Genomic DNA, 21475 nt, shown 5'->3' with positions numbered 1-21475 from the left:
TCTGTTCTGTTCGGATCCCCTCGTGATCGTGATCCGGCTGGAGGCCGCGGTGTTGTTGGAGGACGAGCGTCGGGAACTGTGCGAGTTCGGCCGGCTGATCGTCGAGAGCGGTCTCGTCGTCGGCTCGTCGGGCAACCTGAGCGTGCGCCGCGGACGGTTGATCGCGGTAACGCCCTCAGGAGCACCGTTGGAGCGCATGACGCCGGACGACTGCGTGGTCGTCGACCTGTCGGGGACCGTCGTCGAAGGCACGCGGGCACCGTCCTCCGAGACCCCGATGCACCTCGCGCTGTACGAAGCCGACCCCGACGCGGGGGCCGTGGTGCACACGCACGCGGTGTTCGGCGCGGTCGTCGCGACAACGCTGCCCGTCCTGCCGGCCATCCACTACAACGTGCTGCTGCTCGGCGGGCACGACGTGCGAGTGGCACCGTACGCAACCTACGGCACCCGTGAGTTGGCCGCGGCCGTCCGCGAGGCGGTCGCGGGTGGCCGCAGCGCGGCGCTGCTGGCCAATCACGGGGGCGTCACGGTGGGACGCGACCTCACCCAGGCGTACGACCGTACGCGGGTCTTGGAGTGGTTGTGCGAGGTCTATGTGCGTTCGCTCGCGGTCGGGACACCCAACATCCTGACCGCCGCCGAACTGGCGGCGGTCGAACGGCGGATGGCGCAGTAAGCGTGTGCCCGCGGACGGCGAAGTGGGCGTGTCCTCGGGCGGTGAGGCTCAGCGCTTGACGTCGACGACGACGCGGCTCGGGTTGGTGAGAATGCTTGTGGACACCTCGCGCACGTTGCTCTTGTAACCGATGCCGACCGACAAATGGCCCTCGAAGTCGCACGTGATCGCATAACCGGTGACCGAAGGCAGATTGGTGACGACGGTGCGCGGTCCGGTGTAGGTCGGCTGGCCGGTGTTCGGGTCGTGGGCGGCGCTCGCGATGTCGAGTTCGACGTACGCGGCGCTGTTGGGGAATGTGATCGGCTTGCCGCTCCCGCAGTTCTCGAGCCCGCTCGTGGTCGTCGTTCCGTACGCGGGTACGCCGGTGGAGAAGTCGAGCACAACACGGTCGTACGTCGCGTGTTGTCCGGTGCGCATGTCGGTCAGGTAGGTCGGTCCGGCTGCTTGCGCGGTGCCGGACAACACGGTGGTAGCTGCGATAGCCGCGACGGCGGCGACGCCGAGGGCGGAACGGGCGAGACGGCGGCGAGGAGTGGACGCAACAGTCATGACAGCCTCCGAGAGACGCGATATCAACTGAGACGAAACGTTTCGTGGGTCGGTTCCCCAATAGGGTCACTTGCGGCCTACTGCACTCTTTCGAGCGAATCAGACCCGATTCGCATGCGATCTCACGCTCTACGGGTGACAGTTGGGGCACGTCGGAACCGGGGCAAGGATTCGACGAACGGGGATTACCGATGAGCGGCATGCGACGTCGTATTGTCTGCGCTCTTGCTTTGACCACCAGCCTGTTGTCCGCGATGGCGTCGCCGGGTGCGTTCGCAGGCGAGGCCACTGCCGCATCTTGCGTACCGGGGCAGGTCTGCTTCTGGGCCGCGCCGGGTTTCACCGGCACGCCTGCGGCGACTTTCGAATTGGCGACGACCAACGCCAACGAGTGTGTGTCGCTGCCCGATGGTGTCGACGCGTTGTCGTTCGCCAACCGCATGGATCGATACGTGACGATGTATCAGAGCCGCGAGTGCGCCACGGAGGGCGATTTCAGTACGTATCCGGGCCAAGGCGTTTTCGTGCCCAAAGTGCCGTATGTGGTACGCGCATTCCAGATCTGGGAGAAGCCCTGACCGGCTGCGCTAAGCCGGGGGCTCCGGCGTAGCCGGAGAAGTCGAAGGACGCGGCGATGCGATCGATCGTCGCGTCCGGACTCGGGGGAATCGCGAACGTCTGGATGGAGAGCTTCGTGACCGGCGACCATCCCACCCGTGGGTGATACGACCGGTCGGTGGCACAAGTCTCCTGCCGGCGGCGGTTGTCGGTTGTCTTTGGGCCCACCGAACGAAAGCCGCGTTCGATGATCGCGGACGATGTGGGCATCGAACGGCCGCGCGGCACGACGTCGCGCCACCAGGGGTCACTCGCCCGGGACCGGGCCCGAGCCGAATTCGAGTCCACGGCGCGACCCCACTCGTCGCCGGGTAGGTGGGGGAGGCGGATCTCGACGCCGTCTACGTCGCAACCGTCCAACGGCCGACCCACCAAAGCGGCGGGTGGCAGCACAACGATGACGTTCGGTCGGTCGAGCCCCGGGCCACGGCCCAGCCTGCGGGCACCGAGAAGGTGGTGCCTTGCAGGTTGTGCCGAATCTCGCTCGCCGCCAAAGATCGATCTGCGCTCGACGTCGGGCCCGCCGCAGCCGGGGCAGCCGAGCCGGTCAGCGCGGTCGAGCCGTTTCGGTGGGGACGGTCCACAGGGGCGGGCGAGACCGGGCCCGGGGTGGTGGCGCCCGGACTGGTTTCTTCACCGCGCCCGTGCCGGTCGCCGCCCCGGATGTCGAGCGATGGGTCGTCACTGGTGGACGGTTCACGAACACACAGCCCAAACCGTCCGCGCCGAGACGTGCCCGGATCGGTTAGGGACCGTTCCGGGCCGGGGTGCCGGGGTGCCGGGGTGCCGGGGGGCGGCTCACGCACCGATTCCCGCCGAGTCGACGAACTGTCAGGGGAGATGCCGACCGCGGTCAGCACGGCGCCGCCACCACGAGGCCGACGAGATCCGGCCACCGCAGGACCGCGTCGACCTCGTGAGCCCGCAGCCCGGCGGTGGCGCGGGACAGGAGCAGCCGAGTGTCGCCACAGGCAACATCAGTGGCAGCAGCCGGATCGGTATCGGGCACTGCGGTGTCCCACGCCGCGCGGAAGACGGCCGCGATCGTGTCCGGGGCCAGCCGCTGCTCGTCCCGCAACGACACCCCCACATGCCGAAAGGCCGCCACGAACGCGGCAGGCGACGGCTCCCGACCCGCAGTCGCAACCTCGATCAGATCCGCCGCCGCGGCAAGCGTCGGGCAGGCCGGGGCACGCGGCCCCTCGACCCAGTACACCTGCTTGTGCGGCATCCCGGACTCGATCACCAACAGGCCGGCGAACGCCGCGACACGATCCGTGTAGCCCCGGATTCGAAAGCGGGCGCCATTGTCGTCCTGACGCCACAACTCCCACTCGTTCATACGACACAGTGTCCCTCGTTCGAGTGATCTCAGGGCGCCGCTACGCGACACTCCGCTTCCATACATCGCATGACGACGATGACGCTGCCAGCCACCGAAGCGCTTGTGGACACCACGCAAAGCGGCGAGTTCCGCCCCGAGTTGCAAGCAGCGGTCGACACTGCCTTGGAGCAACTGCTTCAGGCCGACTCCGGGCAGGCCGCGCCCACGGCGCCGCGACGCAACGCGATCGAGGCTCGCGCGACCACCGAGGCCGAGGCGTGGACCTGCTGGTGGCGACGCTTCGAACCGGTTCGCGACCGGCACGACCTACCCGCCATACGGGGCATGATCCTGGGCCTGATGGCCGGCTACGGCCTGTCCCGGCTGATCGAAGGCGTCCCCGAACGCAGTCTCACCCGACGTGTGTGCGACGTTGTGAGCGTCCTGCACCGCCTGCGCGGACAAAGCGAGCACGACCTCGTCACCGACCTCGCGATCCTGTCCCTGCGTCGTCTGGAGACCGACGAGGCGCTCACGGAGAACCCGAACCACTGGGCCTGGGACGCCGCAGAGGATCTTCGGGACCTGTCAGGCCGTACCGGACAGCCTGTGCTCGGCGCCGGATGATCCGCCCGCGACAGGCTTGGGGCCGCGGCGCAAGGGAATCTCCCGCAGCATCAGGGCCAACGCGAACCCGACGAGCGCGATCGGGACGGCCGCGAGGTACACCGCGTCGAGCGCGTCCGCGAATCCGCTCAGCGCCGCGTCGCGCTGCGCAGGCGGCAACGCGTCTATCGCCTGACGGGTCACCCCCATGCCCCCCTCGTCCGCCCCCGACACCCCGCCGCCGGCGCCCAGTTGATGCGCGAACACCGCGCCGAGCACGGCGGCGCCGAGCGCGGACCCTATCGAACGGGCGAAGGAATTCAGCCCCGTGGCCACCCCGATGTCCGCCTGCTCCACCGAGTTCTGCACTGCGAGCGTGGTCACCGGTCCGATCGTGCCCAGTCCGAACCCGAGCACCATCAGGCCGATCAACAGGTGCCAATACGGACTGTCGGTGCCCAGCCACGACAACACGACGAGTCCTGCGGCCGCGAGCAACGTACCCACCAAGGGGAACCTCTTGTACTTGCCGATCCGCGAGATGAGCCGCCCCGACATCGTCGAACACACCATCATCGACAGCATCATCGGCGCGAGCAGCAACCCTGAGGCGGTCGGCCCGTGACCGCGCACGATCTGCTGATACAGCGGCAGGAACGTGCTCATGCCCACCGTCAGGCACCCCGTGACCATGGTGAGCGGACAGGCCACGCGCACGATCGTGTTGCGCGAGAGCAGCCGCAGCGGGATCAACGGATCCGCCGCGCGCCGCTCGACCAGGACGAACCCCAGTAGCGCCACGACCGCGGCGGCGCCAAGACCCACGCTCGGAGCGGACAGCCACGCGTACTGCGTTCCGCCCCAACTCGTGAACAGGATCAACGCGCTCGTACCACACGTCAGCAGCGCGAGCCCCGACCCGTCGAACGGCTGCTTGCGGTACGTCTTCCGCGGCAATCTGAGCACGACGGAGGTGACCACGAGCGCCGCCGCGCCGAGTGGGATGTTCACGTAGAACACCCACCGCCACGACAGCGCCTCGGTGAAGAACCCGCCGATCAGCGGGCCGCACACGGTCGTGAGCGCGACCGTGGACGCGATGAATCCCTGGTATCGACCGCGTTCGGCGGGCGGGACCAGGTCACCGATGATGGCCTGCGCGTTGCTCATCAGCCCACCGGCCCCAAGCCCCTGGATCGCGCGGAACGCGATGAGAGTCCCCATCGACTGCGCGATTCCGCACAGCATGGAGCCCACCAGGAAGAGCACGATGGCGAACTGGAACAGCCGCTTGCGGCCGTGCATGTCGCCGAGCTTTCCGTACAGCGGGATCGAGACCGCCGTGGCGAGGGTGTACGCCGTGGTCACCCACGCCAGGTGTTCGAGCCCACCGAGGTCGGCCACGATCGTCGGCATCGCCGTCGAGACGATGGTCGAGTCGAGCGAGGCCAGCATGACGCCGAGCATCAACCCGCAGAAGACCAACAAGATCTGGCGGTGCGTCAGAGAGTGTGGGGCGGCAGTACCCGCCCCCGAATCCTTCACATCGCTAAAAACTAGGCTTGGTAATGAACCATGTCAATGATCATCCTCGGCAACCTGCCGACGGAATCCCTACGCGGTACCCGTGCGCAGCAACGCCACCACACCGTCCACGCCTTCGCTGCGCAGCCGCTCGACCACGCGCACGCCCTCCACCCTGGTCTTCATGTCCTGCGGGGTCAGCCCTCGATCCAGGCACGTGGCCGCGAGCGCGTGCTCGCTCGGCAAGATGCCGGCCGTCAGCCACGCCAACACCTGTGCGGCGGTCAGATCCAACTGCGTCCAGCTCGTCGCCATCGCGTGCCGCTGCTCGGGGGTCGTGCGCGGGTCGATTTGCTTGATCACTCGACCGATGTCGAGAACGCGCGTAGCGTCGCGATTGGCGGCGGGGGCCGGCGCGGGGGCCGGAATCACCGCACGGGGCACCGACTGCGCCTGGCGGCGCTGTTGCGGTGGTTGATGCTGTCGATTGGACCGGGTCGGCATCTCCGAACTACGCCGGCGAGGTCGCCGACCGTCGAGAAGGTTGGCCAGCATGACCTGTTCGACGGCGTCGAGATCTTCACCCACAGGTAGTCACCCTTCAGGAATCCGCGCCGTTCACAAGTCGGTCATTCGCACAGGAATGCCGCTGTTCGGCGCTCACGGTCACGCGCCGGGAGGGGCGTGGACTGCGGTGGTCTTGCCCATGTCGACCTTCACTCACACACGCGACCGATCATCGAATCGAAGCGATATGACGAATCGTCAACCGCGCGCCCGCACGCGCGCCGGTCAGTACGCTGAGGCGCGGCGCCGAAAGGGGTGACATGGGAACCGGATACGAACGCTCCTGCTGGTTCACCCTGCCCGCCCTACCGGCCTCGGTTTCCCAGGCCAGACGGGCCCTCGCGGACCATTTGACCTACTGGGGACTGCCCTACGGACACGACTTGGGCTACGCCCTGAAACTGGTCGCATCCGAACTGATCACCAATTCGGTCGAACACGCGGCCGTCCTGTCGCCCGAGGTGTCCGTCACATGCACCGTGCACGACGGGTGGTTGTGGTTGGGAGTTCGCGACCGCCACCCCTACCGGCCCGTCGCACTGCTGGAGACCGTCGACGACACCTCCGGCCGCGGCCTGCTCATCGTACGCAACATCGTGACCGAGTTCGGCGGTCAGATCCACATCGAGGCACACCCCGACGGCAAGACCCTGTGGGTGATTCTCCCGTGGCCGGTGGCGTGACGCGCGCACTCATTCGAGTGGAATACCCGGGAAGTTCCACGTGCTCGAGTCGCTGCCGGGTGGAGTGGACCACCTCCGAGAAAGACGTGCGCCTGGTCGTCCGGTGCGTCGACCGGCATCGCGCCGTTCGCCACCCGCGGCGCCGGAGTGGGCGCTTGTACAGGCGCTGCGGCCGGGTTCGACCAAGCCCAGGCGAGGTCGTGGGCCGGCCCGCCCTGCTCGCTTGCCGCGACCGGTGCGCACAACGGGCGCCTGGATCGGCGCGTTCGGCTCCGGGTGCTGACGGCGCTCTTACGAGGGCGTTCATATCGTGGACGCGGGCCCGGCGCCCTGCCGTTGCCGATCTCCGGTCGACGGCAGGAAACCGCAGTCGGTCGCCGCGGCGGCCCTGTCGTCGACGACGACAAAGGGTTGCCATCGGCGAAAGCCCGCACACGAGAGCCCGATGCGGGACATGATTCTGATAACCGACGGATTGCCGTACGGTGAACGTCCCTCGGAGCGGTGACGAACGGGCCGCGTCCACCCATCGAACCGGACCCGACCCACGGCCGTGCAGACCAGGGGAGGTACGTACCGCACATGTCGACATCCGCGGAGGCGCTTCCGGAGCCGGTGCGACCGGGAAGCCAGCGAACGCCGATCCCGGCGCCCGCCCCGGCCCCGGCCGGCGACGAACCGTCACCGGCGCGCGCCCACCCGGCCCATATCGAACCCGAACACCCGTGCCCTGAAGCTGCCTTGGGCACGGCGGGACACACCGAGCCACAAGACGACGTCGAAAGCGACCCACTGCTCGATCCTTCCCCCTCCCGCGCCGCCGACCACGCGGCGATCGAAAACCTGTTGCGTTGCCGCATTCGTGAGAGCGGCACGGCGCTGCCTACCGACGGGACGTTGCGCCTGCCGTTGCCCGCGACCGCGAGTACCGTCGTCGCGCCGATCCTGTATCGCTCCGAGACCGGCATGCACCGCTTCGGCCCCGTACGGCTCAGCAGCGGGGTCGCGCTCGACGCGACCACGCTCGCCGTACTCCTGGCGATCGAGGCCGCGCACGGGCGGGTCGGGTCGATCACCGCGATCGCCGACATGACCGACCGCGTGATCGACTCGACCCGGCGCGTCGCACACCACCTCGCCGAACGCCGCAAAGTGCCCGAGGATGTGCCGGGCACGACGCCGTTCCTGAGTACCGAGCAGTCCATCGTGCTCGGCCACCCGATGCACCCCTCGCCGGCGTCCCGACAGGGCATGTACGGGCCTTCCTCACTGCGCTACTCGCCCGAGTTACGTGGCTCGTTCCCGCTGCACTGGTTCGCCGTCGACCCCTCGGTCGCGGTATATGACGGCGACCTGGGGCTGCCCGTACCCGTCGTCCTGGCGGCCCTGGCCAAGGGTGGCGTGGACTTCCCGCCCGGCACCGTCGCACTGCCCGCTCACCCGTGGCAGGCGCGTGACGTGCTCAGCCGGCCCGGCGTCGCGGCCTTGCTCGATCGGGGCCTGCTGCGCGACCTCGGCCCCGGCGGCCCCGCGTGGTCCGCGACCTCGTCGATTCGCACCGTGTACCGCTCGGGCGCGGCCGTGATGCTCAAGACGTCACTGGGCGTGGAGATCACCAACTCGCGTAGGGAGAACCACCGCGGCGAGCTGCGGCGAGGCCTCGCCGTACACCGCATGCTCGACGCCGGACTCAAACGCGTCATGCACTCCGCGCACCCGGGCTTCGACGTGCTGCGCGATCTTGGCTGGATAGCGGTGAACATTCCCGGTGGACGCGGCGAATCCGGACTCGAACTCGTGGTGCGTGACAACCCGTTCGGGCCACGCGATCGTGTCCATTGCATCGCGGGACTCGCCGCGCCGCGTCCCGACCTGCCACGCGGGCGCTCGATGCTGGCCGAGGTCCTGTACACACTCGCCGCGCGCACCGCGACGCCGCTGCGTGAGACGGCCGAGTCGTGGTTCCGCCGCTACCTCGACGTCTTGGTCGCGCCGATCCTGTGGCTGCACGGTGAATACGGCCTGGGCTTGGAGGCCCACCAACAGAACACGCTTGTGGTCCTGGACACCGACGGGTGCCCGATCGGTGGGCGTTATCGAGGCAACCAGGGCTACTACTTCTCGGCCGAACGCGGCGCGCGCCTTGCGCGCTGGCTGCCGGGCGCCGGCCGCGACCTGGGCACGTGGTGCCCGGACCACGTGATCGACGAACGGCTGGGCTATTACCTCGCGATCAACAACGTACTGGGCCTCGTCGGCGCGATGGGTGCCCAAAATCTCGCCGACGAAGGGGCGTTGATTTCGATCTTTCGGAACCGGCTGGTGCGCACGCGCGCGGATCACCCCGCCGGACGACCGCTCGTTGAGCGCCTCCTCGACGGTGCCACACTGCGGTGCAAGGCCAACCTGCTCACGCGAGTCGCAGGTCTGGACGAACTCGAAGTCCCGTTGGAAGCGCAGTCCGTCTACGTCGACATACCCAATCCGATCGCGGACGTACGCGGCTGAGCGGTTCTGGTACCACCACAGAGGAGACGGCACGGTGCGCGCGAACGTCACAGTCCTCGCCCTGCACCGGCACGAAGGCGAACCTCTCGAATACGAGGACGCGGTGTGGGTCGGCGACGGAGCCGGGCGCGGGTTCCTGCCGGCGGCCGGGCCCGCGTGCCACCGGGCCCGGGTGGATCGTCCCGGCGCGTTGCGGATCGCACTGGCCGACGGCGCGGCCGAGAGCCTGCTCGCGCGCCGTTGGGCCGAACTCCTGGTGCGGGCGTGCGGCGCGGCGCCCACGCCGCTGCTGTGCGAAGGTACGGGCTTTGCCGAGGTACTGGCGCGGGCGGCCGATCGCTGGCCGGCCCTGACCAAGCGGTACCTGGTCGAGCGCGACCGACGCGGCATGCCGGTACAGCCGTACGAACTACGCAAGCTCGACCTCGGCGCGCACGCGTCGGCGGTGCTCGCGGCGCACGTGGCACCGCACCCGTGGCTGTCCGGACGCGGTCAATGGGCGGCGGCGGTGCTTGGCGACGCGTATCTCTTCCAGGTGCGCGGCGACCGCCTGTGGCGCGTGTTCCCGACGACTCGCAGGGTCGACCTCGTCACGAGCAACGGGGCGGGCCCCAGCGCGGTCGCAGGGCGGATCCGCTGTGCGCGCGGCACGTGGACCGACCGCGACCGGCTGTTTTTGGCCAACGACGCTGCGGGGGCGTGGTTTCTCCGGACCGCGCAGGCCGGAGGGCAGCCGTGGGAAGAATTGGGCGAGCCCGCCGGTGGGAGTGCCCGCGACGTGGCCCGATGGGCGGGCCCTCGGCGCCGCTCCGGTGAACTCGGCGACGGGGACCTGACGATCGTCCGCATCGACTCGGTTGTCTGACGTGGCACGGTCGCTCGGGAGTTTATCGACGCTCGGAGGCGTATCAGGCGAGGGGATCAGGCCAAAAGCTCGCTCAAGCCGATCACGCGCGGCCTCAAGCGACTGCCGATTTTGTTGTTCGCTGCTGTTCGGACAGTCCATGGACTATGAAGTGGCTGCGCACAGGCGATGCCCAGAGCAGTGTGGTCACCGGCCTGGCCCGGATCGGGCGAGTGATCGGCTCGGCCGCACTCATCATGATCGCCGGGTCCCGCGGCGTCGCGTCCCCTTTTGACGTGACGCCGAAGACGATGGATGCGGGCGTGGTGGTCGCTGCCCTTATCGACGCGATGCTCGTTCGGTCGATTCCGGTGCCCGCCACGACGAGCCGCCGGCTCGACAACACGAAGCGCGGGCCGCCGACTTCACTGGACCGTGTGCTGCCGTAGCCGGGCTGCGCGCATTCGGAGCCCGCGCCGCCCGCCGCCTGCGATCCGACGCCAGTGGCGGCGGTGTCGGTGCCATGGAGTGAGACCACGCGAGGGGGCGGGCCCACGAACTCGTGGTCCCGCCCCCTCGTCGTGCCCGACGGTGCCTTCGTCAGCAGGCGCCCTGCTCTTCCCACACGCCCCACTGGCCGGTGGTTCCGGGCTGCTCGCCCCGAGTCCACCACTTGGCACGCCACGTGTGGTTGTTCCACACGACGGTGTCGCCATTGGTGTAGGTCGCCGAGTCGGTCCACGGCTTGGCAGCGGCGCACTTGGTGTGCAGCGGAACGCTCAGTTCCTTGAGCCACTTGTTACGAAGGAAGTCGCGAGCCTTGATCACTACGCGGTCGTTGGTGACCTCGACCTGGAGACCGCTGTTCTCGGTGCGGCCGAGCGACTTCTCGCCGCCCGTCCCGTTGTCGGTCCACTGGGTCTCCATCGCCCCGGTGTTCACCACGGTGAAGCCTTCGAGGTTGCCGGTCTCCGGAACCACCTTGCGCACGGCCCAGTCGGACAGGTTGAGGTCCCAGTGCGTGTGTGACGTGAACAGCACGGCGTCCTTGTGCGAGCCGAGAATCTTCATGATCCGGTCGGCCTGGAGATAGTCGGCGCTGTACAGCTTGTTCCGCGTGCCCGAGACCGTGTCCGGAAGCACGTGATGCGAGAAGACGAACGTGGGCTTGCCCTGCGACTCCCAGTAGTTCATCCGCTGTTCGAGCCAGGTGAGCTGCTCCTCGCTGAACCAGACCTCGTCCCACTTGGTGTCGTCGTGGTACTTCATGTACTTCTCGGTGCCCAGGAACAGCATCGGGACGCCGTCGACGACACGCTCGTAGAAGACCTTGTCCAGGCCGGTGAAGTCGTAGAAGTTCTGGAACAGGGACTGCTCGGTCGTGCCATTGGGCCACGTGGCCTGGCACAGCTTGTCGGGGGAGCAGTACTTCGGCACATAGAACTCATGGTTGCCGATGGTGAAGAACGTGTTCGCGGGGTGCGGACGCGTGTCCAGCACCTGCTTTACCTGGTCGTACTCGGCCTTGTAGCCACGCGGCGTGATGTCGCCGTTGACCACCAGCGCGCTGCTGCCAGGGTTGACGACCTTCATCTGGTCGAGTGCGCGCCCGAAGTCGGCGAGGTCGCCCTGCACGTCGCTGACGACGTTGAAGGACACCTTGGCCTGAGCGGGGGCGGCAGTCACCGGCGCGGACTCGCGCGAGGCGGGTCGATTCTCGGCGTAGGCGGCGCCGGCACCGGCGGTGAGCGCGAGCGCGGCACACACGGCCGCGATACGCCGGCGTTTCATGACGGTAGACATGACGATCCTCGGGACGGAGGCAGATGTGGGGACGCCTCCATCACATCGGTTGGATCCAACCGGTCGGTGGCACTTGATGATCACGAACATGACGAACTGTTGAAGATCATCCGAGAATCCGGGCAAAGTGAGCCATCCGTTGTCCACAAGAGTCGAGTTGTCCACAGATCGCAGGCTCTCTCCGCCGGGCGTCGAACCCGCAGGCGAGGATCCGGAAATGGATCAGGCAGTACAAGTCTTGCGGAGGTTGGCATGGCAGAGCGATGGAGTGGTGACGCGGGAATGGGCGGCGGCCGCCGGGATTTCCGCGCGGGCGTGGAGGGGGCTCGTGTGCGATGGACGGATGCGCGAACTTGCGCGCGGCGTGGGATTCGTCGATGCCGATCGGTGTGCGCCGACCTCGCGCGGGTTGTTGCGCGCCGGGCTCGCCGCCTATGGGGAACGGGCCGTGGCCGTGCTGCACAGTGCCGCGTACGTGCACGGGATGCGTGGCGTACCGCGCGTGGAATGCGTGCATATCGGAACGCCCGATACCGCGTCGCGTCTTGGTGGACCCGGGATCGTGCCACATCGGCGACGGCTGAGGGCGGACGAGATCGAAGTGGTGGACGGGTTTCCCGTAACGACGGCCGTGCGCACACTCGCGGACCTCGTGCCGCGACTGCCGGCGGAGGAAGGGCTCGCGGTACTCGACTCGGCGCTTCACCTGGGACTGGTCGCGCCGCAGGAACTCGCCGAGGTGAAGCGGGCGGTGGCGGGCCGACCCGGGGCCGCGGACGTGCGACCTCTGCTGGAGATCGCGGACGCGCGGGCCGAGAGCCCGTTGGAGTCGCGGGTGCGACTCGACTGCGTCCGGGGCGGAGTCGCGCCGGACGAACTCCAGCACGAGGTCGCGTTGGCCGGCGGCGGGCGGGCACGCGTGGATCTCGCGTGGCTGAAGGGACTGCGGCCGGTCTTCGCCGAGGCGGATGGCGCAGACGTGCACTCGCGGCCCGACGCCCTGTTCCGGGATCGGGCCCGGGCCAACGAGCTCGCTCTGGTGGGCGCCCTCGTGCTTCGGTTCACGTGGTACGACACACTGCGACGAGGGCGGATCGCGGAGGTGGTACGCCGAGCCTTCCAGTCGTGACGCACCCCAACAGGCGGCTAACCGGTGACGCGCACGTGCTCCAAGGCCAGCAGCCGCTGCTTGCGGGGCAGGCCGCCCGCGTATCCGGTGAGCGTGCCGTCCGCACCGATCACCCGGTGACACGGGATCACGATGCTGATCGGATTGCGGCCGTTGGCCAGTCCCACCGCACGCGAGGCGGTCGGTTGGCCGAGGAACTTCGTGGCCAAGCCGCCGTAGGACATCGTGTGCCCGTACGGGATCGTGGTCAAAGCCGACCACACTTTGAGCTGGAAAGCCGTGCCCGCCGGCGCCAACGGCAGGTCGAACTCGCGCAATTCGCCGGCGAAGTAAGCGCGCAGCTGCGCCTGCGCCTCGACGAACGCGCCCGGGTCGTGGACCCAGTCGGGCTCGGGCGAGGCATCCATGTACAGCGCGGTCAGCGACTCGCCGTCGCCGATGAACAGCAGTTCGCCGACCGGGGATTCGGCCACGGCGTATCGCCGCGGGGCCGCCGACGTGGCCCGGAATTCGATCGCGGGCAGGTTCGGCTCGGGCGCTTCGACGGCTTCGAATAGGGCGTCTTGCTTCATGCGACTTCCTTCGCCGGGGCGGTGGGGGCTGCGGACAGGCTCGCCCACAGGTGGTGCAGTGCGTATGAGCGCCATGGGGACCACAACTGTGGGTCCGCGGCGAGCGGGTCGAGCCGTGCGAGGGCGTGCTTGACGCCCAGATCGGTCGGCAGGAACACGTCCGGATCACCGAGTGCTCGCAGTCGAATGTACGACGCTGTCCAAGGCCCGATGCCCGGAAGCGCCAGCAACGCGGCCTCCGCCGCCGGGCGATCGACTCCCGAGTCGAGCCGGACCGCGCCGGACGCGAGTGCGCCGGTCAGCGCGAACAGTGCCTTCTTGCGGGCGTTGGGCATCGGCAGGTCGGCCGGATCGGCGTCCGCGAGGGCTGCCGCCGTGGGAAAGGCGTGCGTGAGTCCGTCCTGCGGGGCCGCCAGTGGCTTGCCGTACAACGCCGTCAGGCGGCCCGCGATCGTGCGCGCTCCCGCGACCGAGACCTGCTGGCCGAGCACGGCTCGCACCGCGAGCTCGTCCGGGTCCACGTGACCGGGCGAACGCATTCCGGGTACGGCTTGCACCAGCCTTGCGAGGCCGCCACTCGCCAGTGCCTCGTCGACCGCCAGCGGATCCGCGTCCAGGTCGAGCAGTCGTCTGCACCGCTGTACCGCGGCGCCCAGATCACGCAGGTCCCCCAGGACCAACCGGCACCACACCCAGGAGGGGCCGGGTGACAGCTCGACCACACCCGTACCGTGCGGTAGTGACAACACCCGGCGATACGCGCCGTCCACGAACTCCTCGACGCCTGGGACGGCCCGCACGCCCAGAAAGCCGAGGGTGTGCTCGAGCGCGATCGGTGTCCGGTACGGCAACCGAAGCCTTATTTCACCAGGTTCCCCACCTCGAACTCCCGCTCGCCCGCGCACCTCGGACGGGGTGCGCCCGAACACCTCGCGCACGGTGTCGTTGAACTGCCGCACGCTTGCGAAGCCGGCGGCGAACGCGACCTGCGCGATCTGCAGGTCCGAGGTCTCCAGCAGCACTCGGGCGGTCTGCGCCCGCCGGGCCCGCGCCAGCGCGAGAGGGCCCGCACCGACCTCCGCCATCAGCAATCGATTCAACTGCCGGTCGCTGTAACCCAGGCGCGCCGCGAGACCGCCGACGCCCTCGCGATCCACGACGCCGTCCGCGATCAGGCGCATCGCGCGTCCGACCACGTCGGCCCGTACGTCCCACTCCGGTGAACCGGGGGAGGTATCCGGGCGGCACCGCTTGCAAGCTCGGAAGCCTGCTGCCTGTGCCGCTGCGGCCGAGGGGTAAAAACGCGCGTTCTCCCGCTTGGGCTTGACCGCGGGACAACTCGGTCGGCAGTAGATCTCGGTGCTCGTGACCCCCATGTAGAACCAGCCGTCGAACCGACCGTCTCGACTGCTGCATGCTCGGTAGCACTGCTCGTCGTCCATCACGCCAACCAGTGTTACGCGACCGCCGACCCGTAGCCGGCGGGAATCGGACAGCACCGTCGTGGGCTACAACCCCCGGATGAGACCGTTACGGAACAGGTCCACGAAGATCGCGTGGTCTGCGCGGGCCCGTGCCCCGTATGCGTGCGCGAATTCGACGAGGGAGGCGGTGAAGCCCTTGATGTCGCGCTCGATCGCCTCGCGAATCGCGTCCTCGGTCGAGAAAGGCACCAGGGTGTGTCCGCTCTCCTCGTCGGCAACCGCGTGCATCGTCGCCGTGGCCCGGCCGAGGTAGTCGACGACCTCCGCGATGGTGCCCACCTCGTTGAGATCGGACCAATCCAGATCGTTGGCGTAGGGCGACACCTCGGCGACCAGTTGCCCGATCCCGTCAATGTCGGTGAAGCCCAGCCACGGGTCGGCGTGAGCCTGGAGCGCGCGTTGTGAGATGACCGTTCGGTGGCCTTCGTGCTCGAAGTACGCGCGCACCAGCGGGTCGGTCACGTGGTGGCTCACCGACGGAGTCTGACCCTGCTTCATGTACAGGATGACGTCGTTCTCCAACGCCTCCGTGTTGCCCTCGATCAAGAGGTTGTACGAGGGGAGGCCCGCGCTTCCGATGCCCACCCCGCGCCGGCCGACCACGTCCTTGACGTCGTAGGTGTCCGGCCGCTGCCGGGTCGCGGGCGGGAGTGTGTCCAGGTAGCGCCCGAACGCCTCCAACACCGTCGTCTTGACCTCGTCCGAGAGCGGGAACGCGCCGCCCGACATGGCGAACCGGCGCTCGTGGTCGACCACGACGGTCTGGGACTGCAGGAGGCCGATCCGGGTTTGCAGGCGGGCCTCGTGCAGCACGTCGAGCAGCGGGCCTTGGGCCGTCGCCAGTGTCAACGCGGCCTGCTCAGGCGTCGTCTTGTCGGTCAACAGCCGCAACTGATCCAGGTATGCCGCGCCGTAGCGCGCGACCAGATCCGCTATCGCGTCGTCGCTGAGTGCCTTGCTGTGCCCGATCAGGGCCAGGCTTGCCGCGAAGCGCTTGACGTCCCACGTCCATGGCCCCACGTAAGCCTCGTCGAAGTCGTTGACGTTGAAGACGAGCTTGCCGTCGGCGTTCATGTACGTGCCGAAGTTCTCCGCGTGCAGGTCACCGTGGATCCACACGCGCGAGGTCCGCTCGTCCAGGAACGGATCCTCCTGTTCGTCCAGGTCGGCGTAGAACAGGCAGGCCGTGCCCCGGTAGAACGCGAACGCCGAGGCGGCCATCTTGCGGAACTTGACTCGGAATGCGGCCGGGTCGCCGTCGATCAAAGTGCCGAAGGCCCGCTCGAAGACCTCCAGGATGTGCTGCGCGCGCTGTTCGGGATCTGCGGGTCCGTACGCCGCGTAGCCCCCCTCGAACCCCACGCCGCCCAGACCGATACCTACGCCCTCGGCCATTGCGACCGCCTCCCTCGAGATTCGGGGTCGGCAGGACCCCCCACATCAGGATCCCAGAAGGCAGGCGCGGACGGCATCGAGCCCCCGGAGCGTGAGGGGGGAGTCAGAGGCGCCCGGGGACTCGACACCCGGCGCCTGCCCGGCTGACGCAAAGTCATACCGAGCGGGCGCCGGAGATTATCGGCCCGAAGAGTCGGGGTCGGTTCCCCTCGGCCACCGACCCCGAGGACGTCGACCTCGACGTCAAAGGTGTCGACCCGGGTTAACCGGGGCTTCGAACGGAGCTCGGGGAATTTGCGGACCGGTCGGGCAGGGCCTTGGACGTGGGGTACATCCTGCTGCTCAGCGGCTCGCTCACCTGCATCTTCGGGAAGCGAGCCGCAGCCGTCGCATTCTCACTCGGAGCCACCCACAGCAGGAATCCCGGATCGGTCGCGATTGCTTGCAACTGCTCTGTCCGCAACAGCGGAGTGTCCCGGGCAGGTTCGCCCTTCTCCTCGCGCGATGCGATCTCGTCGACGATGATCTGGACCCCGTCGGGCCGCACGACGTGCGCCGACCACTCCTTGGGGCCCCTGCCGTTGGGGCCCCACTTGTCGTCGGCGATGTTCTCCGGCGTGTTCGCCGACGCGGGATAGACCCAGTTCTTGTTCACGAGCAACCGCGACCCGTCGGCCAGCACCGAGTCGCTGCAGGAGGCGTTGGTGCCCTCCACCGGAGGGCAAACAATGGAATTCGGATTGTGTGGGTCCAAGCCGACCGACACCGACAGCAGTGTCGGCCCCTTGGCGTCCTCGATCATCAACTCCACATGTGAACCCGCGCTGTACATCGCGCCGTCCCGAACGTTCGACGTGTCCCCACCCGTGACCCCCACCCCCGTGGTGGCCTGGCCCACGACAGCGGCCGGCAGCTTGGGCAAGAGCGCCTGCAGCAGAAACTGCGGGGACGCCACGGCCATGCCCGCAGGCACGGGCAGCGTCGGCTGCGACTTGGGAGTCCTGGTCGGCGGAACGGGCGTCGCGCTTACGGAAGTCGAGCTCGCCGGCCCGGCCGCCTGCTGTCGGCCACCCTCGTCGTTCGTGCCCGACACCAGGGCGAGTGTCGTTCCCGCGACGGCCAATACCGCCGCGGCGGATGTGCCCACCTGGATGCGGCGCACCAGTTTCATGCGTCGGCCGCGCGCGATACCACCCGCCACCAATCCCGTCGGGGGGACCAGCCCCGACGCCGACGTCCGCATTGCGGTCGCCAGTTCCTTCTCGTCAGACCCCATAGACCTACTGTCTCCTCGACATCCGTTGGAACACAGGTCGTACTGCTCACCAGCCGTACGGCCGTGCCGGCGGTGCACTCAGCGACCTCTCACGCGACAGAGAGCCAAGCCACATCGCTCCCGAGCGCCTGCCGCAACTTCTCCAGCGCCCGCATCGACCGACTTCGCACCGCCCCCTCGGACACCCCCATCTGACGCGCCGTCTCCTCGACGCTCAAGTCCTCCCAGTACCGCAGCACCAGTACGGCGCGGTCTTTGGGCGCAAGCTCGGCCAGACCCCGGAGCAGGGTCACCCGCAACGCCTGGTCGACCTCGTGCCCCGACCCCTCGGGCAGCGCCGCATAGGGCTGTTCCGAGCTGCTCATGCGCCGACGATGGGAGAGGTACGTCCGGGTCAGGACGGTGCGCGCGTAAGCCTCCGGGCTGTCCGCTCGGCTCACCCGCTTCCAAGCCCGATACAGCTTGCCCAACGTCGTCTGTACGAGGTCTTCGGCCAGATGCCAATCGCCGCACAGCAGCCATGCGGTCCGGAACAGCCGACCGCTGCACGCGTTGGCGAAGTCCAGGAAATCGGCCGGCTCAGCATCGAAGCCCGCCATAGGCCCTCCTCGTCCCTACGCGCCCTTGCGCGTACCCACCCCATTGACGCGGCGGCCCCCCCGGCACGTCACACAATTCCTCGGACAATACGAAAGTCCAGCTCGTAGCCCATCCGAGGGGTTGCGGACAGGGCCTGCGAGTCGGCCCGTAGCCTGGGCCACGATCGATCACCATCGATTCCGCAGCCCTTGTACGGCCGGGACCCGGACGCGGGGGAACGAACGAGCCAGGGGAGCCGACGTGACGCCGGATACCAACGATGTGGACCGCTTCAGCGCGAAGAAGCGGGCTTGGGTCGACGAAGCCATCCGCAAGGTCAACGCCGACGCGAACCGCTCCGCGGACACGCACCTGCTCGCATATCCGCTGCCCACCGAATGGGGCGTCGATCTCTACCTCAAGGACGAGTCCACCCACCCGACCGGCTCGCTCAAGCACCGACTCGCGCGCTCCCTCTTCCTGTACGCCCTGTGCAACGGGTGGATCGAGGAGGGCGCCACCGTGATCGAGGCGTCGTCGGGGTCGACGGCCGTCTCCGAGGCGTACTTCGCCAAGCAGCTCGGCCTGCCGTTCGTCGCGGTGATCCCGGGTACGACCAGCCCCGAGAAGATCGAACTGATCGAGTTCCACGGCGGCCGATGTCACCTCGTCGACGACCCGTCCACCGTGTATGACGTCTCACGCTCTCTCGCGGCGCAGACCGGCGGCCACTTCATGGACCAGTTCACCTACGCCGAGCGCGCGACCGACTGGCGTGGCAACAACAACATCGCCGAGTCGGTGTTCGAGCAGATGGCCCTGGAGCGCCATCCGATCCCCACGTGGCTCGTGGTCGGCGCGGGCACCGGCGGCACCAGCGCGACCATGGGCCGCTACGTGCGCTACCAGGGCCACCACTCCAAGATCTGTGTCGTCGACCCCGAGAACTCCGCCTTCTTCGAAGGTTGGCGCACCCGCGACGCGTCCTACACGCAGGCGTGTTCGTCGCGTATCGAGGGCATCGGCCGGCCCCGGGTCGAGGCCAGCTTCATGCCGGACATCGTCGACCGGATGATCAAGGTCCCCGACGCCGCGTCCGTCGCGGCGATGCGCGACCTGCACCGTCTGACCGGGCACAAGGCCGGCGGCTCGACCGGTACCAATCTGTGGGGCGCTCTGCGCCTGGTCGCCGAGATGCGCGCCGAGGGCCGCACCGGTTCGGTGGTGACGCTGTTGTGCGACGGCGGCGAGCGCTACGCGCATTCCTATTACTCGGACGAGTGGCTCGCGCGCCAAGGCATGGACGTTGCTCCGTACGAGGCGACTCTGCGCCACTTCCACTCGACCAGCGAATGGCGCTGATCGGGCGGCCGTAGGGTGGTCGGGGAGATCGGATCCAGGCCGAGTGGCCCAACGAGGAGGAGCACGGGATGAGCGACGTCGTCTTCGACAAGCGCGAGCAGCTGGAGAAGATCCAAAGTGGTCTGCTGCAGGGTGAGCAACTCCTCGCCGTCTACGACGCGAAGGGTGTCGGCACCGGGTTCATCGGCCTCACCGACCGGCGCGCGATCATCCAGGACAACAGCTTCGTGGGCAAGAAGGTCGCGATCACGAGCCTGCCCTATTCGAAGATCAGCAGCGTCAGCATGGTCTCGAACAAGTCCTTCACCGGCTCGTATCTGTCGTCGAGCGAAATAGCCATCCACGTCGGCACGCAGACCTACAGCGTCGAGTTCCGCAGTGAGGACAAGGGTCGCCACGTGCACGACGTCATCCTGCACTACATCACCCGCTGACCTGCACAATCGCCCCGAAGTGGGCTCGCGGTCACCGCGCCGCCGGCGTCTGCCCACGCAGCGGAAGTCCCGCCGCACGATAGATCGCGTCCATGATCCGCAGCGTTGGCACCGCGTCCGAAGCGGGGGTGAGCGGCGGCTCCCCGGAGCGGATCGCGTCCGCGAACGCCTGCAACTGCAGGCGATACGTCGGCGTCTTCGCGGCCTGCCCCAGGTGTTCGCGTCGCCTGCGTCCGCCGACGACGACGCTGAACCGGTGGGGCATGTGCGGCATGACGTAGTTGAGGACGCGCATCTCCCCGTACTCGCCCACCACATGTGCGTGCATGTCCAGGATCCGGCGCGAGAGCATCGACGAGTGGACGACGCCGACCGCATCGCCCGGCAGTCGCAGGCGGGCGGTCATCGCGCGGTCGATGCGCCGGTCCTTGGGCACGGTCAGCGCTTTTGCGTCGAGCACCTCGATCGGCTCCGCCGTGTCGTCGCCGGCGAGCAGCCGCATCGCGTGCACGGCGTAGCAGCCGCCGTCCATCAACGACCCGCCCGCGAGGTCGAAGCGGTAGCGAATGTCGCCGAGCAGCGGCAGCGGGAAGCACATCGACGTCGTGATCCGCCGGATCTCGCCCAGTTCGCCGTCGTCCAGGATCTCGCGCATGCGCTTGGCGAGCGGGTGATAGCGGTAGTGGAAGGCCTCCATCACGACCAGGCCTGAGCGCTGGGCGCGGTCCGCGATCTCCTGCGCCTCGAGCTCGTTGGCGGCCAGCGGCTTTTCGCACAGGACGTGCTTGCCGGCCTCCAGGGCGCGGATGGTCCACTGCGCGTGCAGCCCGTTGGGCAGCGGGATGTACACCGCGTCCAGTTCCGGGTCGGCGATCAGTGCGTCATAGGTGGTGTGCACGCGGGGGATGCCCTGGCGCCGCGCGAACGTGTCGGCCTTGGCAGGGTCGCGTGTGGCGATGGCGGCGACCTGTACCTCCGGGATCATCCGCGCGGGCTTGACCAGTGCGAGTGGTGCGATCCGAGCCGCGCCCAACACGCCGATCCTGATCCGCCTCATGGCGTCATCCCCCTCGTCGCCACCCGACACGATGCGCTGTCACACGCGATGCGCGGTCCCACCGGATTCGCTGCCCCGCATGGTAGGGGCGCACGCGTGCGCGTGGGAGAAGATCACGCGCAGGATTTCCCAGGGCATTGCCCAAGGGTCGCCGGCGAGGGCGCCGGACGAATCACCCGCAAGGGCCGCCCGCCCGCACCACCTGCGAAGACCGCGGCTCGCCAGACTCTTTCGCCCGAGGTGCTTGCGGGCGGCTTCGGCGGGTGGACTCGTCGGCGGTCGCGAGGGGGACCCTGAGGGGGCGCTTGCAGGGGCTGCGCTCGCCGGGGGGCCCGGAGGGAATCCTCGGCGACGGGTCGACGCGCGCGTGGCGGGTACCCGCACGGGTGACTCGGGGCCTAGACTAGACTTGTCTTGACATCAAGATATCTGCGGGGCGCAGACCCCGGCATCCCCTACTTAGGGTCACCTTGCTTGGC

21 protein-coding genes are annotated in these 21475 nt (G+C 68.4%); 10 read left to right on the top strand and 11 right to left on the bottom strand.

Annotated elements, in window-relative coordinates; genetic code table 11:
- Nucleotides 1–22: 22 nt before the first annotated feature.
- Nucleotides 23–679: a class II aldolase/adducin family protein gene (locus GT354_RS23525; protein ID WP_346012140.1), complete on the top strand. Its 657-nt coding sequence runs from the start codon at nt 23–25 to the stop codon at nt 677–679.
- Nucleotides 680–727: 48 nt separating this feature from the next.
- Here GT354_RS23525 and GT354_RS23520 read toward each other — a convergent pair whose 3' ends face one another.
- Nucleotides 728–1231 carry a hypothetical protein gene (locus tag GT354_RS23520; RefSeq protein ID WP_161358355.1) on the bottom strand — a complete coding sequence of 168 codons (504 nt, stop codon included), beginning with the start codon at nt 1229–1231 and terminating at the stop codon, nt 728–730.
- Between the two features lie 191 nt (nt 1232–1422).
- On the opposite strand from GT354_RS23520, the gene GT354_RS23515 reads away from it, so the two are divergent.
- Nucleotides 1423–1809: a peptidase inhibitor family I36 protein gene (locus GT354_RS23515; protein WP_237535377.1), complete on the top strand. Its 387-nt coding sequence runs from the start codon at nt 1423–1425 to the stop codon at nt 1807–1809.
- Nucleotides 1810–2702: 893 nt separating this feature from the next.
- On the opposite strand, the gene GT354_RS52715 is transcribed toward GT354_RS23515, so the two are convergent.
- Nucleotides 2703–3191, bottom strand: a complete 489-nt coding sequence (locus tag GT354_RS52715; protein WP_202512203.1) for a hypothetical protein — start codon at nt 3189–3191, stop codon at nt 2703–2705.
- A gap of 78 nt (nt 3192–3269) precedes the next feature.
- On the opposite strand from GT354_RS52715, the gene GT354_RS23510 reads away from it, so the two are divergent.
- Nucleotides 3270–3800 carry a hypothetical protein gene (locus tag GT354_RS23510; RefSeq protein ID WP_237535376.1) on the top strand — a complete coding sequence of 177 codons (531 nt, stop codon included), beginning with the start codon at nt 3270–3272 and terminating at the stop codon, nt 3798–3800.
- Here GT354_RS23510 and GT354_RS23505 read toward each other — a convergent pair.
- Nucleotides 3762–5267, bottom strand: a complete 1506-nt coding sequence (locus tag GT354_RS23505; RefSeq protein ID WP_161358353.1) for an MDR family MFS transporter — start codon at nt 5265–5267, stop codon at nt 3762–3764. The two genes, GT354_RS23510 and GT354_RS23505, sit on opposite strands and share 39 nt — an antisense overlap.
- A 126-nt stretch (nt 5268–5393) precedes the next feature.
- Complete coding sequence (locus GT354_RS23500) at nt 5394–5666, bottom strand: hypothetical protein (protein WP_161358352.1); 273 nt, start codon at nt 5664–5666, stop codon at nt 5394–5396.
- 464 nt (nt 5667–6130) lie between these two features.
- On the opposite strand from GT354_RS23500, the gene GT354_RS23495 reads away from it, so the two are divergent.
- From GT354_RS23495 to GT354_RS23480, 4 genes are all read left to right on the top strand, one after another.
- Nucleotides 6131–6553 (top strand): ATP-binding protein, encoded by a 423-nt coding sequence (locus tag GT354_RS23495; protein WP_161358351.1) that lies wholly within the window; start codon nt 6131–6133, stop codon nt 6551–6553.
- A 741-nt stretch (nt 6554–7294) separates the two neighbouring features.
- Nucleotides 7295–9061, top strand: a complete 1767-nt coding sequence (locus GT354_RS23490) for an IucA/IucC family protein (protein WP_237535375.1) — start codon at nt 7295–7297, stop codon at nt 9059–9061.
- A gap of 34 nt (nt 9062–9095) precedes the next feature.
- Nucleotides 9096–9926: a hypothetical protein gene (locus GT354_RS23485; RefSeq protein WP_161358349.1), complete on the top strand. Its 831-nt coding sequence runs from the start codon at nt 9096–9098 to the stop codon at nt 9924–9926.
- Between the two features lie 146 nt (nt 9927–10072).
- On the top strand, nt 10073–10354 hold the full coding sequence (locus tag GT354_RS23480; protein ID WP_161358348.1) for a hypothetical protein: 282 nt from the start codon (nt 10073–10075) through the stop codon (nt 10352–10354).
- A 151-nt stretch (nt 10355–10505) separates the two neighbouring features.
- Here the strand turns inward: GT354_RS23480 and GT354_RS23475 are convergent, their stop codons facing one another.
- Entirely contained in the window at nt 10506–11708 is a 1203-nt protein-coding gene (locus GT354_RS23475; protein ID WP_202512202.1) for a DUF4073 domain-containing protein, read from the bottom strand.
- A gap of 343 nt (nt 11709–12051) precedes the next feature.
- Here GT354_RS23475 and GT354_RS23470 point away from each other — a divergent pair, with 343 nt between their 5' ends.
- Nucleotides 12052–12837 (top strand): hypothetical protein, encoded by a 786-nt coding sequence (locus GT354_RS23470; RefSeq protein WP_161358347.1) that lies wholly within the window; start codon nt 12052–12054, stop codon nt 12835–12837.
- Nucleotides 12838–12854: 17 nt separating this feature from the next.
- Here the strand turns inward: GT354_RS23470 and GT354_RS23465 are convergent, their stop codons facing one another.
- From GT354_RS23465 to GT354_RS23445, 5 genes are all read right to left on the bottom strand, one after another.
- Nucleotides 12855–13409: a methylated-DNA--[protein]-cysteine S-methyltransferase gene (locus GT354_RS23465; protein WP_161358346.1), complete on the bottom strand. Its 555-nt coding sequence runs from the start codon at nt 13407–13409 to the stop codon at nt 12855–12857.
- Nucleotides 13406–14851 (bottom strand): AlkA N-terminal domain-containing protein, encoded by a 1446-nt coding sequence (locus GT354_RS23460; RefSeq protein ID WP_161358371.1) that lies wholly within the window; start codon nt 14849–14851, stop codon nt 13406–13408. The genes GT354_RS23465 and GT354_RS23460 overlap by 4 nt, the downstream gene beginning before the upstream one ends.
- A gap of 66 nt (nt 14852–14917) precedes the next feature.
- A complete protein-coding gene (locus GT354_RS23455; RefSeq protein WP_237535374.1) occupies nt 14918–16288 on the bottom strand; it encodes a DUF2252 domain-containing protein in 1371 nt (456 codons plus the stop codon).
- Nucleotides 16289–16550: 262 nt separating this feature from the next.
- Nucleotides 16551–17564, bottom strand: a complete 1014-nt coding sequence (locus GT354_RS23450) for a hypothetical protein (RefSeq protein WP_161358345.1) — start codon at nt 17562–17564, stop codon at nt 16551–16553.
- An 89-nt stretch (nt 17565–17653) separates the two neighbouring features.
- Nucleotides 17654–18163 carry a SigE family RNA polymerase sigma factor gene (locus tag GT354_RS23445; RefSeq protein WP_161358344.1) on the bottom strand — a complete coding sequence of 170 codons (510 nt, stop codon included), beginning with the start codon at nt 18161–18163 and terminating at the stop codon, nt 17654–17656.
- Between the two features lie 241 nt (nt 18164–18404).
- Between GT354_RS23445 and GT354_RS23440 the strand changes: the two genes are divergently transcribed.
- Complete coding sequence (locus GT354_RS23440; protein WP_161358343.1) at nt 18405–19505, top strand: PLP-dependent cysteine synthase family protein; 1101 nt, start codon at nt 18405–18407, stop codon at nt 19503–19505.
- A 68-nt stretch (nt 19506–19573) separates the two neighbouring features.
- Entirely contained in the window at nt 19574–19939 is a 366-nt protein-coding gene (locus GT354_RS23435; RefSeq protein WP_161358342.1) for a PH domain-containing protein, read from the top strand.
- 31 nt (nt 19940–19970) lie between these two features.
- On the opposite strand, the gene GT354_RS23430 is transcribed toward GT354_RS23435, so the two are convergent.
- The gene (locus tag GT354_RS23430) at nt 19971–20996 is read right to left on the bottom strand and encodes a Gfo/Idh/MocA family oxidoreductase (RefSeq protein WP_161358341.1); all 1026 of its coding nucleotides are present in this window, start codon (nt 20994–20996) and stop codon (nt 19971–19973) included.
- Between the last annotated feature and the right edge of the window lie 479 nt (nt 20997–21475).

Origin of the sequence: Streptomyces sp. SID3343, assembly GCF_009865215.1 — a bacterium.
Lineage (GTDB): Bacteria > Actinomycetota > Actinomycetes > Streptomycetales > Streptomycetaceae > Embleya.
Note: the sequence above shows the minus strand (reverse complement) of the source record. Positions and strands in the feature narration are given on the sequence as shown.

What these genes read in the sequence shown, in the direction of transcription:
- GT354_RS23520 (WP_161358355.1), bottom strand. Translation starts at nt 1,231, where the DNA reads ATGACTGTTGCGTCCACTCCTCGCCGCCGTCTCGCCCGTTCCGCCCTC.
- GT354_RS23515 (WP_237535377.1), top strand. Translation starts at nt 1,423, where the DNA reads ATGAGCGGCATGCGACGTCGTATTGTCTGCGCTCTTGCTTTGACCACC.
- GT354_RS52715 (WP_202512203.1), bottom strand. Translation starts at nt 3,191, where the DNA reads ATGAACGAGTGGGAGTTGTGGCGTCAGGACGACAATGGCGCCCGCTTT.
- GT354_RS23510 (WP_237535376.1), top strand. Translation starts at nt 3,270, where the DNA reads ATGACGCTGCCAGCCACCGAAGCGCTTGTGGACACCACGCAAAGCGGC.
- GT354_RS23495 (WP_161358351.1), top strand. Translation starts at nt 6,131, where the DNA reads ATGGGAACCGGATACGAACGCTCCTGCTGGTTCACCCTGCCCGCCCTA.
- GT354_RS23480 (WP_161358348.1), top strand. Translation starts at nt 10,073, where the DNA reads ATGAAGTGGCTGCGCACAGGCGATGCCCAGAGCAGTGTGGTCACCGGC.
- GT354_RS23475 (WP_202512202.1), bottom strand. Translation starts at nt 11,708, where the DNA reads ATGTCTACCGTCATGAAACGCCGGCGTATCGCGGCCGTGTGTGCCGCG.
- GT354_RS23470 (WP_161358347.1), top strand. Translation starts at nt 12,052, where the DNA reads ATGCGCGAACTTGCGCGCGGCGTGGGATTCGTCGATGCCGATCGGTGT.
- GT354_RS23465 (WP_161358346.1), bottom strand. Translation starts at nt 13,409, where the DNA reads ATGAAGCAAGACGCCCTATTCGAAGCCGTCGAAGCGCCCGAGCCGAAC.
- GT354_RS23460 (WP_161358371.1), bottom strand. Translation starts at nt 14,851, where the DNA reads ATGGACGACGAGCAGTGCTACCGAGCATGCAGCAGTCGAGACGGTCGG.
- GT354_RS23455 (WP_237535374.1), bottom strand. Translation starts at nt 16,288, where the DNA reads ATGGCCGAGGGCGTAGGTATCGGTCTGGGCGGCGTGGGGTTCGAGGGG.
- GT354_RS23450 (WP_161358345.1), bottom strand. Translation starts at nt 17,564, where the DNA reads ATGGGGTCTGACGAGAAGGAACTGGCGACCGCAATGCGGACGTCGGCG.
- GT354_RS23445 (WP_161358344.1), bottom strand. Translation starts at nt 18,163, where the DNA reads ATGGCGGGCTTCGATGCTGAGCCGGCCGATTTCCTGGACTTCGCCAAC.
- GT354_RS23435 (WP_161358342.1), top strand. Translation starts at nt 19,574, where the DNA reads ATGAGCGACGTCGTCTTCGACAAGCGCGAGCAGCTGGAGAAGATCCAA.
- GT354_RS23430 (WP_161358341.1), bottom strand. Translation starts at nt 20,996, where the DNA reads ATGAGGCGGATCAGGATCGGCGTGTTGGGCGCGGCTCGGATCGCACCA.